Source organism: Streptomyces sp. NBC_00683, assembly GCF_036226745.1.
GTDB lineage: Bacteria > Actinomycetota > Actinomycetes > Streptomycetales > Streptomycetaceae > Streptomyces.
The window spans coordinates 6,811,111-6,825,443 of sequence record NZ_CP109013.1; the positions used below are offsets into that span (position 1 = coordinate 6,811,111).

14 protein-coding genes are annotated in these 14,333 nt (G+C 71.7%); 5 read left to right on the top strand and 9 right to left on the bottom strand.

The window, feature by feature from the left end:
* Positions 1 to 2: 2 nt before the first annotated feature.
* Both OG257_RS30335 and OG257_RS30340 read left to right on the top strand, forming a co-directional pair.
* Positions 3 to 1,511, top strand: a complete 1,509-nt coding sequence (locus OG257_RS30335; RefSeq protein ID WP_329212680.1) for a tripartite tricarboxylate transporter permease — start codon at positions 3 to 5, stop codon at positions 1,509 to 1,511.
* A 36-nt stretch (positions 1,512 to 1,547) separates the two neighbouring features.
* Complete coding sequence (locus tag OG257_RS30340; RefSeq protein WP_329212681.1) at positions 1,548 to 3,026, top strand: trifunctional class I SAM-dependent methyltransferase/NUDIX hydrolase/VOC family protein; 1,479 nt, start codon at positions 1,548 to 1,550, stop codon at positions 3,024 to 3,026.
* Between the two features lie 25 nt (positions 3,027 to 3,051).
* Here OG257_RS30340 and OG257_RS30345 read toward each other — a convergent pair whose 3' ends face one another.
* Positions 3,052 to 3,546 (bottom strand): DUF402 domain-containing protein, encoded by a 495-nt coding sequence (locus OG257_RS30345; RefSeq protein WP_329212682.1) that lies wholly within the window; start codon positions 3,544 to 3,546, stop codon positions 3,052 to 3,054.
* Positions 3,527 to 4,447 (bottom strand): GNAT family N-acetyltransferase, encoded by a 921-nt coding sequence (locus tag OG257_RS30350; RefSeq protein ID WP_329212683.1) that lies wholly within the window; start codon positions 4,445 to 4,447, stop codon positions 3,527 to 3,529. Before OG257_RS30350 ends, OG257_RS30345 begins: the two co-directional genes overlap by 20 nt.
* Before the next feature lie 110 nt (positions 4,448 to 4,557).
* On the opposite strand from OG257_RS30350, the gene OG257_RS30355 reads away from it, so the two are divergent.
* Positions 4,558 to 4,932 carry a GntR family transcriptional regulator gene (locus OG257_RS30355; protein ID WP_329212684.1) on the top strand — a complete coding sequence of 125 codons (375 nt, stop codon included), beginning with the start codon at positions 4,558 to 4,560 and terminating at the stop codon, positions 4,930 to 4,932.
* A 26-nt stretch (positions 4,933 to 4,958) separates the two neighbouring features.
* Here OG257_RS30355 and OG257_RS30360 read toward each other — a convergent pair whose 3' ends face one another.
* The 6 genes from OG257_RS30360 to OG257_RS30385 all read right to left on the bottom strand — a co-directional run bounded on the left by OG257_RS30360 (position 4,959) and on the right by OG257_RS30385 (position 11,541).
* Positions 4,959 to 6,053, bottom strand: coding sequence for a DUF5925 domain-containing protein (locus tag OG257_RS30360; protein ID WP_383808614.1), 1,095 nt, complete (start codon positions 6,051 to 6,053; stop codon positions 4,959 to 4,961).
* A 122-nt stretch (positions 6,054 to 6,175) separates the two neighbouring features.
* Complete coding sequence (locus tag OG257_RS30365; RefSeq protein WP_329212686.1) at positions 6,176 to 8,032, bottom strand: hypothetical protein; 1,857 nt, start codon at positions 8,030 to 8,032, stop codon at positions 6,176 to 6,178.
* A gap of 139 nt (positions 8,033 to 8,171) precedes the next feature.
* Positions 8,172 to 8,972, bottom strand: coding sequence for a polysaccharide deacetylase family protein (locus OG257_RS30370; RefSeq protein ID WP_329215427.1), 801 nt, complete (start codon positions 8,970 to 8,972; stop codon positions 8,172 to 8,174).
* Positions 8,973 to 8,992: 20 nt separating this feature from the next.
* Positions 8,993 to 10,039 (bottom strand): glycosyltransferase family 2 protein, encoded by a 1,047-nt coding sequence (locus tag OG257_RS30375; protein ID WP_329212687.1) that lies wholly within the window; start codon positions 10,037 to 10,039, stop codon positions 8,993 to 8,995.
* Positions 10,036 to 10,806 (bottom strand): glycosyltransferase family 2 protein, encoded by a 771-nt coding sequence (locus tag OG257_RS30380; RefSeq protein WP_329212688.1) that lies wholly within the window; start codon positions 10,804 to 10,806, stop codon positions 10,036 to 10,038. Before OG257_RS30380 ends, OG257_RS30375 begins: the two co-directional genes overlap by 4 nt.
* 408 nt (positions 10,807 to 11,214) lie before the next feature.
* Positions 11,215 to 11,541 carry a hypothetical protein gene (locus tag OG257_RS30385; RefSeq protein ID WP_329212689.1) on the bottom strand — a complete coding sequence of 109 codons (327 nt, stop codon included), beginning with the start codon at positions 11,539 to 11,541 and terminating at the stop codon, positions 11,215 to 11,217.
* Positions 11,542 to 11,789: 248 nt separating this feature from the next.
* On the opposite strand from OG257_RS30385, the gene OG257_RS30390 reads away from it, so the two are divergent.
* Positions 11,790 to 12,599, top strand: coding sequence for an SGNH/GDSL hydrolase family protein (locus OG257_RS30390; protein ID WP_329212690.1), 810 nt, complete (start codon positions 11,790 to 11,792; stop codon positions 12,597 to 12,599).
* A 213-nt stretch (positions 12,600 to 12,812) separates the two neighbouring features.
* Positions 12,813 to 13,076 (top strand): hypothetical protein, encoded by a 264-nt coding sequence (locus tag OG257_RS30395; protein ID WP_329212691.1) that lies wholly within the window; start codon positions 12,813 to 12,815, stop codon positions 13,074 to 13,076.
* A gap of 12 nt (positions 13,077 to 13,088) precedes the next feature.
* Here the strand turns inward: OG257_RS30395 and OG257_RS30400 are convergent, their stop codons facing one another.
* Positions 13,089 to 14,318, bottom strand: a complete 1,230-nt coding sequence (locus tag OG257_RS30400; RefSeq protein ID WP_329212692.1) for a CaiB/BaiF CoA transferase family protein — start codon at positions 14,316 to 14,318, stop codon at positions 13,089 to 13,091.
* Between the last annotated feature and the right edge of the window lie 15 nt (positions 14,319 to 14,333).

The window sequence follows — 14,333 nt, forward strand, 5'->3', positions numbered from 1 at the left end:
CGATGGATTCCCTCAACTCCCTCATCGACGGCTTCGGCACGGCGCTCACACCGGTCAACCTGCTCTGGGCCGCCGTCGGCGTCCTGCTCGGCACGGCGATCGGTGTGCTCCCCGGCATCGGTCCCGCCATGGCCGTGGCACTCCTGCTGCCCGTCACGTACGGACTCGAACCGACCGGCGCGTTCATCATGTTCGCCGGGATCTACTACGGCGCGATGTTCGGCGGCTCCACCACCTCGATCCTCCTCAACACCCCCGGGGAGAGCGCGGCGGTCGTCGCCGCGATCGAAGGCAACCCCATGGCCAAGGCCGGACGCGGCGCACAGGCCCTCGCCGCCGCGGCCATCGGCCACTTCAGCGGCGGCATGATCGGCACGATCCTGCTGGTCCTCCTCGCCCCGACCGTCGCCTCGCTCGCCGTCGACATCGGTGCCCCGGACTACTTCGCCATCATGGTGCTGGCCTTCATAGCAGTCACCTCCGTCCTCGGCTCCTCCCGGATCCGCGGCCTGGCCTCGCTCCTCATCGGTCTCACCATCGGCCTCGTCGGCCTGGACCAGATGACCGGCCAGCAGCGGCTCACCTTCGGCTCGCTGCAACTGGCCGACGGCATCGACGTGGTGATCGTCGCGGTCGGGCTCTTCGCGATCGGCGAGGCCCTCTGGGTCGCCGCCCACCTGCGCCGCTCCACCGGGAAGCCGATCCCCGTCGGACGCCCCTGGCTCGGGAAGGAGGACGTCGGCCGCACCTGGAAGTCCTGGCTGCGCGGGCCCCTCATCGGGTTCCCGTTCGGCGCGATCCCGGCGGGCGGTGCGGAGATCCCCACCTTCCTCTCGTACGTCACGGAGAAGCGGCTCTCCAAGCACCGCGACCAGTTCGGCAAGGGCGCCATCGAGGGCGTCGCCGGCCCGGAGTCCGCGGCATCCGCCTCCGCCGCCGGGACTCTCGTGTCCATGCTCACCCTCGGCCTGCCCACCACCGCGGTCGCCGCGGTGATGCTGGCCGCCTTCCAGCAGTACGGAATCCAGCCGGGACCGCTGCTGTTCGAGCGTGAACCCGAGCTGGTCTGGGGCCTGATCGCCTCGCTCTTCGTCGGCATGGTGCTGCTGCTCGCGCTCAACCTGCCGCTGGCACCCCTGTGGGCCAAGCTGCTGCGGATCCCGCGTCCCTACCTCTACGCGGGCATCCTGTTCTTCGCGGCCGTCGGCGCCTACGCGGTCGGCGGCGAGGCGGTCGACCTGGTGATCCTGCTGGTGATCGGGCTGATCGGCTTCGGGATGCGGAGGTACGGACTGCCGGTGCTCCCCGCGGTCATCGCCGTCATCCTCGGCCCGGCCGCCGAACAGCAGTTGCGTCGCGCACTGCAGATCAGCGACGGCAGTGCCACCGGTCTGGTCAACACCCCGTTCTCCGTGACGGTGTACGCGATCGTCCTGCTCATCCTGGTGTGGCCGCTGGTGAGCAGGCCGGTGACGAGGCTGCTGGTGAGGCGCCGGGAGGCGCGGAAGTAGCGGGTGCTGTCGGCGGCGGCTGAGAGGATTGCGGGTATGACCACGATCGACTGGGACGCCGCCGCCGACTCGTTCGACGAGGAGCCCGACCACGGGCTCCTCGATCCCGCGATACGCCACGCATGGGCGCAGCGGCTGGAGAGCTGGCTGCCCCCGGCGCGCTCCGAGGTGCTCGATCTCGGGTGCGGTACGGGAAGCCTGGCGCTCCTCGTCGCCGGGCAGGGGCACCGGGTCACCGCCGTCGACCGCTCGCCGCGGATGGCCGAGCAGGCGCGGGCCAAGCTCGCCGGGACCGGCACCGAGGTGCTCGTGGGCGACGCGGGGCAACCCCCCGTCGGCAAGCAGCGGTTCGACGTGATCCTGGCCCGGCACATGGTGTGGCTGCTGCCCGACCCCGCAGCCGCCCTGCACCACTGGTTCACGCTGCTGAAGCCGGGCGGCCGGCTGGTGCTGATCGAAGGCGTATGGGGCGGGGTGGGACTCTCCGCGGCCCGCCTCACCGAACTCCTCGCCCCGCACACGGAGCGCATCCACCACGAGCCGCTCTCCGGCGACACCCGGCTCTGGGGCAGGGAGGTCGACGACGAGCGGTACGTCCTGGTGGCCCGCGCCGAACCGGCACACCGGCACACGGAGGTCGTCGACGTCCATCTGATCCTGCGCCGCGGACCCGATGTACTGCTCGCCCGGCGGGCGGGCACGGGGTACGCGGACGGGCTGCTCCACGCCCCCTCCGGCCACGCGGAGGACGGCGAGGACGTCCGGGAGGCGATGATCAGGGAGACGGCCGAGGAGATCGGCGTCGTACTGGATCCGGACGAGCTGCGGGTGGCCCTGGTCATGCAGCACCGGGGGCCCGGCGGCAGTCCCAGGATGGGCTGGTTCTTCGAGGCGGAGTACGACCCGGCCAGGCCGCCCCGCAACGCCGAGCCGGAGAAGTGCTCCGAGCTCGGCTGGTTCCCGCTGGACTCGCTGCCGGACGACATGGTGGCGTACTGCCGTGCCGGCCTCGACGGGTACCTGGCCGAGGAGCGCTTCCTGGTCCACTGGCACGAGGACGGCGACCCGGTCGCGTACGCACCGGACACGGAACGGCGCGCGGTTCCGCTGCCGGTCTCCGTCGCCCCCACCGGCCGGGTCCACCACATCGAGCTGTGGGTGCCCGACCTGGCGGCGGCCGAGGCGGAGTGGGGCTGGCTGCTGGGCGAGCTGGGCCATGTCCCGTACCAGCGCTGGGCGCAAGGCCTCAGCTGGCGGCGCGGCGGGAGCTACGTGGTGGTCGCGCAGTCACCCGACCTCGCCGGTGACACGCACGACAGGCTGCGCCCCGGCCTGAACCACCTGGCCTTCCACGTCCGGGACCGTGCGACGCTCGACGCGCTGGTGGCACGCGCACCCGGGCACGGCTGGCGGCTGCTCTTTCCGGACCGCCATCCGTACGCGGGCGGCAGCACGCACTACGCGGCGTATCTGGAGAACGCCGCGGGGTACGAGGTCGAGCTGGTCGCTCCCTGATCCGGCCCGATCCGAACGAGAGCTTCTAGCCCAGGAGTTCCGCCAGGCCTCCGGTGCGGGCCAGCTGTTCCAGCTCGTCCAGCGCCCGCACCGCAGCCTCGGCCGCCACCGGGTCCCGGTCGGCCAGGCCGCTCTCCTCGAACTCGTCCTCGTCCAGCCGCAGCACGGACGAGCCGTCCGCCGACACCCACAGGTCGAGATCCAGGTCCTCGACCAGGAGTTCGGCGTCCCGCAGGACGGCGGGCCTGGTGATGTCGCAGTACCAGCCCTTGAGTTCCCCGCCGCCGGTGCGGACCTCCTTCACCGCGAACCACCGGTCGCGCCAGTAGTGCTCGGTGAAGACGTCGCCCGGCTCGAACCGTACGAAGCCGAAGTCCCGGGTGTGCGGCGCCGCCCAGGGGGCCCGGACCGTGATGCGGGTGCTGTCGTCGCGGACCAGGTCCGCCGGGTACCGGATCTTGGTGCTGCCCGCCTTGACCAGGGTGACGAACAGAGCGTTCTCAGGTGAGACGGTGGACATGCCGTACCTCCGTGGCGCAGATCTGGTAGCCGAACCAGGTGTTGATCGCCAGCATCGGGCCGTTCCCGGCGTCGTTGCCGGTGTAGGCGTCCGTGTACCCGGCGGCCCGCGCCCGGTACAGCGAGTCGTTCTTCGCGAGCTTCGCAAGACCCCGGCCGCGGAAGGCGCGCCGGGTGCCGGTCATGCCCGACCAGTAGCGGGTCAGACCGTCGGTCTCCGCCACGCTGAACGCCGCCACCTCGCCGTCCGCCACCACGACCGAAGTGAGCCCGTGGTCGAAACCGGGCCGGCGCCAGGTCGTCGTCAGCCAGTCCTCGTAGTCGGTGAGTTCGGACGGGGTGTCGCTCGGCTCGTCCGCGGTCGTCTCGGCGTCCGCCTCGAACAGCGGGCGCGGATCGTCCTCGAAGTCGGCGGCGGTGAGCAACTCCACGCCTGCCGGGGCCTTCCGGAGAGCCGGCAGGGTGCTGTTCGCCAGATCGAGATGGAGGAAGTGGGCCGGACGGCTCGCCACATAGCCGCGCTTCTCGGCGAACGCGCGGTGGGCCGGCGCGTCGAGGACCCACGTGTGGACGGCCACCGCACCGACGCCGGCCAGATACTCCTCGGCGGTCCGCACCAGCAGCGAACCCGCCCCGCGCCCCATCCTGTCCGGACGGGTGTACGGATTGCAGAACCCCTGACCCGGTTCCGGGGTCTCGTAGGCGATACCGACCTGCGCGGTCCCGATCAGCTCGCCGTCCTCCTCGGCGACCAGCAGCCGGTAGTGCTTGTCGGGATGGGCGTCGGCCAGGTCACGCAGGACCTGCTCCGGAGTCGTCACCATGTAGGGCAGGGCCGCACGCCGCACCTGTACCCAGGCCTCCGCGTCGGCGGGCCGGAAGTCACGAACGATCACCGTCATGGGCCGGACGGTACGCGGAGTCCGGGTACCCCGCCTCCGAATTTCCGGCGGCGGGCCCGACCGGCCACCTGGTTGTCGGCGGCGGGCGGGCGGTGCGGGAGAATCGGCCCGTGACCCTGACGATCGCCATTGATCCGGATTCCGCCACCGCCCCGTACGAACAGCTGCGCACCCAGCTGTCCGAGCAGGCCAGGTCCGGCGCCCTGCCCGTCGGCTACCGACTGCCGACCGTACGCGGCCTCGCCGAGGAACTGGGCCTCGCCGCCAACACCGTCGCCAAGGCCTACCGGGCGCTGGAGGCCGACGGAGTGATCGAGACCCGCGGCCGTAACGGCACGTTCATCGCGGCCGCGGGTGACGCGGCGGCACGGAAGGCCGCGACGGCGGCGCAGGAGTACGCCGACGGGGCCAGGCGCCTCGGCCTGTCGCGGGCCGAGGCACTCTCGCTGGCCGAGGACGCCGTGCGGGCGGCCTACGGGCAGTGACCTCAGGGTGCTGGGACGCAGGGCGCTCAGAGGTACAGGCCCTCGTCCGCCCTCGCGTCCTGCTTCGGCACGGAGGGGGGAACGCTGCCGCGCCGCAGCGAGTACAGCTCGGCGAGCGTCGCACCCTCCCGGCCCAGGCCCTCCTCCGTACCCAGCCAGGACACCGACTCCGCCCGGGTCAGCGAGCCCACCTCGATCCGGGCCAGGCAGCGGCCCGGCCTGACGACCGCGGGGTGCAGCCGCTCCAGGTCCTCGTTGGTCGTCACCCCCACCAGGACGTTGCGTCCCTGGCCCAGCAGACCGTCCGTCAGGTTCAGCAGCCGGGACAGCGCCTGGCCAGCCGTGTGCTTGGCCTCGCCACGGATCAGCTCGTCGCAGTCCTCCAGGAGCAGCAGCCGCCACCGGCCCTTCGCCGAGCCGTCGTCCTCGCCGATCGCGATGTCCATCAGATAGCCGACATCGTTGAAGAGCCGCTCCGGGTCCAGCACGCAGTCCACCTGGCACCAGTCGCGCCACGACCGGGCCAGCGTGCGCAGCGCGGAGGTCTTGCCGGTGCCCGGGGGGCCGTGCAGCAGGAGCAGCCGGCCGGAGATGTCGTCCGGAGTGACCTTCATCAGCCGGTCCATGGCATCGGCCACCGGAGCCGTGTAGTTGGTGCGGACCTCGTCCCAGGTCCCCGCGGCGATCTGCCGGGTGGTGCGGTGCGGGCCGCGGCGCGGGGACACGTACCAGAACCCCATCGTCACGTTCTCGGGCTGGGGCTCAGGCTCGTCCTTCGCACCGTCCGTCGCCTGCGCCAGTACCTTCTCCGCCAGTTCGGGGCTGGTGGCCGTGACCGTCACGTCGGCGCCCCGGTTCCACCGCGAGATCAGCAGTGTCCACCCGTCGCCCTCGGCGAGCGTGGCACTGCGGTCGTCGTCCCGGGCGGCCCGCAGGACCTTGGCCGCCGGCGGCAGCAGGGTCGCCCCCGACTTCACACGATCGAGGGAGGAACTGTGCGAGTACGGCTGCTCGCCCGTCGCGAAGCGCCCGAGGAACAGCGCATCGACGACGTCGGACGGCGAATCGCTGTCGTCGACGGTGAGCCGGATCGGCAGAGCGGACTCAGGGTTGGCAGACATGGCGCCCATGATCCGGCACGGCGGCACCCCGTGCACCCAGGTTTCGCGAGCTGCTCCCGGCCGGGGCGCACGGCATCCCCGTACCGCCCAGCCCGAGGTCAGCGCGGCGCGCGCCCTGGGAGTCACCCATCGAGCCCGGGCCCCGGGCGCGCCGCTGCGTGCGCCGTCCCGCGCAGCGCGTACAGATGCGCGTCGTCGTTCGACAGGACGCGCACCAGATCGGGCCGGGCGTCGAGGCTGCGGATCAGCCGCCGCTCCCACGAAGCGGAGTGCCCCGCGGTGAGCCGCAGGTACTCCGCCTGGCGGTGACCGGCCATCAGATACGCCTGCGGACCCGCCTCCCGCAGCGCAGCGACCAGCCCGCCCACCAGGACCGGATCGCGGGGCGCGGCCGTCGGACGCAGGGCGCCGGGGGAGAGCGCGGGCCCGGGCCCGGCCCCGCTTCCGTCGCTCAGCCACACCAGCCGCCCCGGACCGCCGGGAAGCCCCTCCACGTACGCGACAGCCTCGGACTCACCGCGGGTGACCCGTTCGAACGGGGCATCGCCGCCCCGCACCACGAGGAAGCCACCGGTCAGCGCGAGCCCCGCGAGGAGCGCGCCGACCGGGGCCGGGCTCATCCGGCCGCGCTCCCGCCCGCCCGCCGTGGCCCCGGCTGCCGTCCCGGATCCGGCACGCGGAAACAGTGCGAGGGCGGCCAGCAGGGCGGTTCCGGGCAGCGCGCACGCGAAGACCTGTGCCGCCACGGCCTCGTCCATCGGCCGGAGCAGGAGCACCGGGACCGGCGCGAACGCCACGACGAGCAACGTACGTTCCGAGTGGCCGTGGCTGTGCCGCCGCCACCATCCGTACCAGGCGAGCAGGAGGACCGCGGCGGCCGGCACCACCCCGGCCGGCAACAGCAGTTGCCGTTCGGTGCCGCCCCCGGGCCCCGGTGTCCCGGCCGGCGGACGGAACACCCTCAGCGGCTCGCCGGAGAACACGGTCCACCCCACGGCCAGGAGCACGATGAGCACCAGCGGCCCGTACAGCTGCGAACGGCGTGCCAGGACGAGCCCGGCGAGGACGGCCAGCATGAACAGGGCAGTCGGCGCATGGGTGACCAGCGCGGCGGCGAACACGGCGACGACGACCGCAGGGACGGCGGTCCTGGGGCGGAGCCCTTCCGCGCGCACCTCGGCCTCGCCCGGAGGCCGTTCCCCCGGAGGCCGCTCGCGCTCGTACGGATCCGCGTTCCGGGGCACCCGGATCCGGACCAGTACCAGGGCGACGAACGACAGATGGAGCAGATGGGCGATGCCCTCGGCGGCGCTGCCGTCCGGAACCGCCCAGGCGCTCAGCACGAAGATCCACGCACCGGTCCACGGAGCCCGCCAGCCCGCCCGGACCTGCCGCATCATCAGCAACAGGGGCCCCAGCGCCAGCAGATGTACGGCCGCAGGCCACCACCGGGCCAGCACGGCGGCGTCCGCCGGGGTTCCCGTCGTGAACTCCGCCAGGATCTCCGCCGCCCCGGACGGCGCGGAAACGGCACCCGACGCGGCCTGCAGGCCGTGCAGGGAGAACAGGGTGGCGAGCAGCACGGCCGTCAGCAGAGCGCGGCGCGGCCGGTCGAGCCAGAGGAGCGAGACGAAGGCCAGCACGAGCAGCCCGGCCCCCAGAAAGGTCGTCGCGGGCAGTACGGAGACGAGTCCCAGGTCGTCCATCCTGTTCAGCTCCCGGTCACCGAGGGAGCGCAGCGGCAGCCAGAACAGGGCGAGCGCGGCGGCCAGCAGCAGCCCGATGCCGAGCTCGGGGCCGAACGGCAGGGGGAGCGCGCGGCGACCGCGCGGGGCAGTGCTGACGTCCCCGGCGGTGCCCGTGAAGGAGCCCGGACCGGCCGACGCGGTCGGGGACGGAGGTGACGTGGGTGAACTCGGGACGGTGGCTGCCTGCGGCAGCGGTGTTCTCAGCGCCCAGGCGGGCCGGTGCTCGGTCATCTCTGTTCTCTCCTGCTCTCTCCTGTGCCGATGGGTGCCTGCGGGCGGCGATGGGTGTCCCTGGGCAGTGCGAGGAGCGGGCAGCCGGACTCACCGGACGGGCGCCGTTGCCCGTCCGGTGAGTCCGGCCGTCCTTGGATCAGGCCGGTCCCGGAGCGGCCCCTGAAGCCGCTCCGGAGCCGTCGAAGAAGCGGCGCGCACGGCGCACGCCGCGTACGACCGCGAAGCCCTTCGTGAGCGTCCGGTCCACGGCGAAGGTGCGGGCGACCGCCCGGCCCTCGACCAGTCGTGCGAACTCGGCGGTACGCGTGCCGCGGCGGACCGTCACCCGCTCCAGGGCGTACGGCCCCTGGCGGCGGTGTGCCAGCGCGTTGCCCACGGCCAGGGACTGGGCGAAGCCCGCCGCCCGCACCGCCTGCCGCACCCGGCGGCTGGAGTAGCCGTAGGGATAGGCGAAGGAGGCCGGGCGCCCGCCCAGTTCACCGGCGATGATGTCCCGGCAGCGCACCGTCTCGGCCCGCAGCCGCGCGTCGTCGAGCTGGTCCAGCTGGGGATGGGTGTGGCTGTGGCCCCCGATCTCCACACCCGCCGCCGCGAGTTCCCGTACCTGGCCCCAGTCGAGCATGGTGTCCGGGGCGCCGCCCTCGTCGTACGCACCGCGCAGCCAGCCGGTGGAGACGAAGACGGTGGCGGCGAAGCCGTGTTCGGCGAGCACCGGCAGGGCGTGCCGGTGCACCCCCTCGTAGCCGTCGTCGAAGGTGATCAGCACGGGCCGGGACGGCAGGGGCCGCCCGGAGCGCCAGCCCTCACCGAGTGCCGCCGTGGTGAGCGGGGTGAAGCCGCGCCCGGCGAGGATCTCCATCTGCGCCCGGAACGCGCCGGGCGACACGGAGAGCCCGTACGCGGCGGAGGCCGGACGGTGCCCCACCGCGTGGTACATGAGGATCGGTACGGCCACACTCACGACGGCTCACCCCGCGCGCCCGGGCCCGGTGCCCCGGTGTCCTCCGCCTCCGGGGGCCGCCGTTCGACGGCCGGTACGGAGAACGCCGCCCCGTTGCCCCGGGAACGGACGCTCCCCACGGCGTAGCCGCCCGCGGCTGCCAGCACACCGGTCACGACGGCGCCCGCCCGGCCGGCCCCTCCGGACCTGCCGAGCAACGCGTCCCGTACACCCCGCACCACCCCGGCCGGAAGCACCCGGGTGGTGTAGCGGCGCTCGGACTCGAGCCCCTTGCCCGCGCCGACGCTCCGCGACACGAGTGCCTTGGAAAGCCCCTCGGCGTAGCAGCGGGTACGGAAGTAGCGGAACCCCTCCCGCACCGCGGGGACCTTGTGGTGGATCACCGCGCGGTCGTCGATCAGCAGGACCGCGCGGGGCAGGGCACGGGCGAGCCGGATGCAGAGCTCCGTCTCCTCGCCGCCCAGCGGCCGCTTGTCGCCGTCCCGCCCGATGCCGGTGGCGAAGCCGCCCGCGGCGTCGAACGCCGTGCGCCGGAACGACGCGTTGCCCCCGAGGACGTTGCGGACCCGGACCGTGCCGGGCGGCAGCCCCCTGTACGTACACCCGACGACCCAGTCGAACTCCTCGGGAAACCAGGCAGGCCTGCGGCCCGAGGACCAGGCGGGCACGGTCCGTCCGCCGACGGCCATCACCCGCGGATCGTCGTAGCCCTTGTCGAAGTGGCGCAGCCAGTCCTCCTCGGCCACGGCGTCGTCGTCGAGGAACGCGACGATCTCCCCGCGGGCCGCGGCGATACCGGTGTTGCGGCCGGCCGAGAGGCCGCGGGGGCCCGCGTTCGCGAGCACCCGCACCGCCCCGGACCGCCCCGGCTGCCCGTACTCCTTGCCCAGCCGCTCCAGCAGCGCCGGGTTGTGGTCCACCACCAGCAGGATCTCCCGGGCCGGCAGGGACTGCGCGCGTACCGAGCCGACGGCCGCGAGGATGTCCTCCCAGCGGTCCTCGGTGTACACACAGATGACCACGGAGAAGTCGCGCAGGTTCACAGCACCTGTCCCCGGCCGATGACCGCGGGCACGGCGGCCGCCCGGCGCCCGCCGCGGCGTACGCGCTTCTCCCTGAGGATCACCCTGAGCACCCGGATCCCGTCGCGCACGGCACTGAGGTTGCTGACGCCGTGGATCCGGTTGTACTCGTGACTCGGGACCTCCTGGACCCTGAGTCCGGCCTTGACCACCCGGATGTTCATCAGCGTCTCGATCTCGAAGCCCGTGCAGTCCAGGGTGATCCTGTCCAGGCAGTGCTTCCAGAAGGCGTTGTAGCCGTAGCAGAGGTCGGTGTAGCGGGCCCCGAACTTGCGGTTGACGACGGTGCACAGCGCCCAGTTGCCGAACTTGCGGACCGGCGTCATGTCGTCCGTGCCGCCCCCGTTGGCGAAGCGGGAGCCCTTGGCGAAGTCGGCGCCGCCGACCAGGGCCGAGACGTAGCTGACGATCTCTTCGCCGTCCGCCGAACCGTCCGCGTCGACCATCACGATGATCTCACCGGTGCAGGCGGCGAAGCCGCTGATCAGGGCGTCTCCCTTGCCCTTGCCGACCTGCTTGACGACCACGACGTCAGGGCGCAGTTCACGGGCCACCCTGATCGTGTCGTCGCTGGAATTCCCGTCGACGAGCACGACTTCATGAATCCAGTCGGGCAGGGTCTTGAACACATAGGGAAGATTCTCCGCCTCGTTCATGGCGGGGATCACGACACTTACCGGCGGCGCTATCGCGAGGTGGGAAGAGATCGGTCGGTATTCGCTCTCCATTCGAGCGACTTCGGTCTCTTCGGTTGTCGATCTGATCGAGGAAGGCAGAACTGAACTCATGAGTCTTTTCCCTCTCGTCCGGTGGACGGCCCGCCCCCGGGCAGTCCGGTCAAAGGTCCGGTTCGAAAGGGGGGTTCTCACCCCGGCCATGACGGCATGGCACTCCGAGCTGGCTGGATGAGCTGGCACAACTGGCCGCACGGCGGCCGACTCGACTGAGTACGGCCGCTGGGCACGGCACCCCCCTACCGCGCCCCGCCCGGTATCCACCGCGGCTGCCTGAGCCCTCCCCTGGAGCCGCCTTGCGTGATGGACCGTTGCGGGTGAATGTACGACGGTATTAACGAGTGGAACTATATGACAAGACCTCCCGCGAGGTCTCGCTTTTTCCGGATTTTTGCCTGACTGTCACGCTCGCGTGCGGAATTGAGACTTCCTATTGCTCCGGTCTTTCCAGGTCTTCGGAATCCGGGCCGACAGGAAAATGATCAGAGCCGCTGCGGAAATGATCAGAACGGAATTCCGCGCTGACCTGCTGTCCAGTGCGGTCAGCGCCTGCGCCGCCAGGAGATTGACGGCGAGGGACCCCGAGGCCGAGACGACCAGTCGGCCCGTGCGGTCCATGCCGGGCAGCCACGCGGAGAGCGCGGCGGCCGGGGTTGCGAAGAGGTGAAAGAGCGCGAAAGGGGCGCGCAGTGGTGAGTCGAAGTCGATGAGTGCCAGCGCGGCGCCCACCCCCGCCACCGCCGCGGCGCCCCCTGTCACAAGAGGCAGCACATCTGTCCGAACTGACCCTGTCTCACTACTGATGATCCGCATTGGCGACTTTGCCCCCCAGCGCGCCGGATGCCGGACTTCAATGTGACGTAACGCCAGGAGGGCGTCAAGAAGCACTTGCTGAATGGTCTTGGCATGGACACTTCCGGAATTGCGGCCGTGACTGCTACCACGGAGTAGGCAGAGATCCTGCCCAAGGAGGTTCCATGAAAATGTCCAGACTCGTGGCGTTCTCGTCCTCTCTCCTGCTCGGCACCGTCCTCGCCCTGACAGGGGCCGGTGTCGCCAACGCCGAAGAATCCGCAGCCGCGGTCGACTACGTGGCTCTCGGCGACTCGTACTCCTCCGGCGTGGGCGCCGGCAGTTACGACAGCGCAAGCGGCAACTGCAAGCGCAGCACCCGGGCCTACCCCGTTCTCTGGGCCGCCGCCAACGCGCCCTCCTCGTTCTCCTTCACCGCGTGCTCAGGGGCACGTACGGCCGATGTCACGGCCGGTCAGCTCGGACCCGTCAACTCCTCGACCGACCTCGTCTCGATCTCCATCGGGGGCAATGACGCGGGCTTCGCCGACGTCATGACCACCTGCGTCCTGCAGTCCGAGTCCACCTGCCTGAGCCGGATCGCCACCGCCCGCTCCTTCGTCGACTCGACCCTGCCGGGCCGGCTGGACTCGGTGTACTCGGCGATCAGCGCCAAGGCGCCCGCCGCCCGTGTCGTCGTCCTCGGCTATCCCCGCTTCTACAAGCTCGGCGGCAGCTGCCTCGCAGGTCTCAGCGAGAACGAACGCGCCGCCATCAACAGCGCTGCCGACTACCTCAACGCGGCCACCGCCAAGCGGGCCGCCGACCACGGCTTCACCTTCGGTGATGTCACGTCCACCTTCACCAACCACGAGATCTGCTCGGGCAGTGCCTGGCTGCACAGTGTGAACTGGCTCAACATCGGCGAGTCCTACCACCCCACCGCCGCCGGACAGTCGGGCGGCTACCTGCCGGTCTTCAACTCGGCGGCCTGACACCGCCCGTAGTCGCGCAGCGCAACCCGGCCCGGCCGTCGCCGGGGAGGAGGCCCCGTCCTTCGGGGTCTCCTCCATCCGCGGCATTCGGTGACCGCCCGTCAACCTCCGTATACATGTACGTAATCCTGTTACCGGGATACGCGAGTGTCATCGCGGGACGATAGGGTTAACCTGCCCGGGCCGGGTGCCCTCGTACGGGTGGGGAGTGACATGGAACAGATAACGGTGCGCAGCAGGGCGCGTGTGCCTGCCATTACATGTGGGAGCAGTGCGACCAGTTCGCGCCTCGACCGCCATCTCGCAGTGCTGGGCGGCCCCGCCGTTCCGCAGCGTGAGTCCGCGGAAGCGACGCTGCTGATGCTCGAGCTCACCTCGCGCGACGCCGCGCACACCCGCAGGAGCAGGAGCGCGCGTGTCTCGCTCTTCGCGCCGCTGCGGCGACTGCGCCGCTCGCTCTTCGGCAGCCGCCGCTGACCCGACGGCCTGTCACGACCGGTCCGGCCCACCGCTCAGGGCCGTGCCCACGATCACTCCGTCCCGGCGCAGTGCTGCTGTCTGCTCGTCCGTCATCCCCAGGGCCCGCAGCGTTGCGTCGGTGTGTTCCCCCAGCGCCGGTACGGCACCCATCGGCGTATCCGCCCCGCCCGGCAGCGTGATCGGCGGCAGCAGCGTGCGCAACGCGCCGACCGGTGAGGCCACTTCCCGCCACCGGTCCCGTGCGGCCAACTGAGGATGGGCCGCCACGTCCGCGACGGTGTTCAGCCGTGCGCAGGCGATACCCGCCGTGTCCAGCTCGGCGAGCGCCTCCGCGCCGGTCAGCCGCGCGAGCGCCTGCCCCACCACCGCATCGGTCCGTTCCCGGTTCGCCGTCCGGGCGGTGTTCGTCGCGAAGACCGGATCGTCCGCGAGCTCCGGCTGCTTCAGCACCTGTTCGGCGAGACGGCGCCACTCCCGGTCGTTCTGCACGGAGAGCAGCACCTGTTCCCCGTCCGCGGTGCGGTACGCGTCGTACGGGGCGATGACCGCGTGCGCGAGCCCCGTGCGCGCCGGGGTTTCACCTCCGTGCATCCCGTGGTGCAGCGGATGCCCCATCCACTCCGCCAGCGAGTCCAGCATCGAGATCTCCACCGGACCGCCGCGCCCCGTGGTCGCGCGCCGCAGCAGCGCCGCGAGCACACCGGAGAAGGCGTACATCCCGGCCGCGATGTCGGCGGCGGGAATCCCCGCCTTCACCGGCTGCCCGGGGGTTCCCGTGACGGACACCAGGCCGGCCTCGCACTGGACGAGCATGTCGTAGGCGCGCTTGTGCGCGTACGGTCCCTCGGCGCCGTAGCCGGAGATGTCCACGGCGACCAGACGCGGGTGTGCGGCGCAGAGGGCGGCGGCGTCCAGTCCGAGTCGCGCGGCCGCTCCCTGCGCCAGGTTCTGGACGAACACATCGGCGTCCGCGACGAGGCGGCGCACCACGGCCAGCCCTCGTGGGTCCTTGAGGTCGATCGCGACGGACTCCTTGCCGCGGTTGCACCAGACGAAGTGGGAGGCGAGTCCGCGCGCCGCGGTGTCGTAGCCGCGGGCGAAATCCCCTCCGTCGGGACGCTCGACCTTGATGACGCTGGCGCCGAGGTCGGCGAGCTGGCGGGTGGCGAAGGGGGCGGCGACGGCCTGCTCGACCGCGACCACGGTGATGCCGTCCAGGGGGAGTGGCTGAGTGCTCATGAGCACCGTACCTAC

Bases quoted from the DNA above. Each gene is read 5' to 3' on its own strand.
- OG257_RS30335 (WP_329212680.1), top strand. From the start codon at position 3: ATGGATTCCCTCAACTCCCTCATCGACGGCTTCGGCACGGCGCTCACA.
- OG257_RS30340 (WP_329212681.1), top strand. From the start codon at position 1,548: ATGACCACGATCGACTGGGACGCCGCCGCCGACTCGTTCGACGAGGAG.
- OG257_RS30345 (WP_329212682.1), bottom strand. From the start codon at position 3,546: ATGTCCACCGTCTCACCTGAGAACGCTCTGTTCGTCACCCTGGTCAAG.
- OG257_RS30350 (WP_329212683.1), bottom strand. From the start codon at position 4,447: ATGACGGTGATCGTTCGTGACTTCCGGCCCGCCGACGCGGAGGCCTGG.
- OG257_RS30360 (WP_383808614.1), bottom strand. From the start codon at position 6,053: ATGTCTGCCAACCCTGAGTCCGCTCTGCCGATCCGGCTCACCGTCGAC.
- OG257_RS30365 (WP_329212686.1), bottom strand. From the start codon at position 8,032: ATGACCGAGCACCGGCCCGCCTGGGCGCTGAGAACACCGCTGCCGCAG.
- OG257_RS30370 (WP_329215427.1), bottom strand. From the start codon at position 8,972: ATGTACCACGCGGTGGGGCACCGTCCGGCCTCCGCCGCGTACGGGCTC.
- OG257_RS30380 (WP_329212688.1), bottom strand. From the start codon at position 10,806: ATGGAGAGCGAATACCGACCGATCTCTTCCCACCTCGCGATAGCGCCG.
- OG257_RS30390 (WP_329212690.1), top strand. From the start codon at position 11,790: ATGAAAATGTCCAGACTCGTGGCGTTCTCGTCCTCTCTCCTGCTCGGC.
- OG257_RS30395 (WP_329212691.1), top strand. From the start codon at position 12,813: ATGGAACAGATAACGGTGCGCAGCAGGGCGCGTGTGCCTGCCATTACA.
- OG257_RS30400 (WP_329212692.1), bottom strand. From the start codon at position 14,318: ATGAGCACTCAGCCACTCCCCCTGGACGGCATCACCGTGGTCGCGGTC.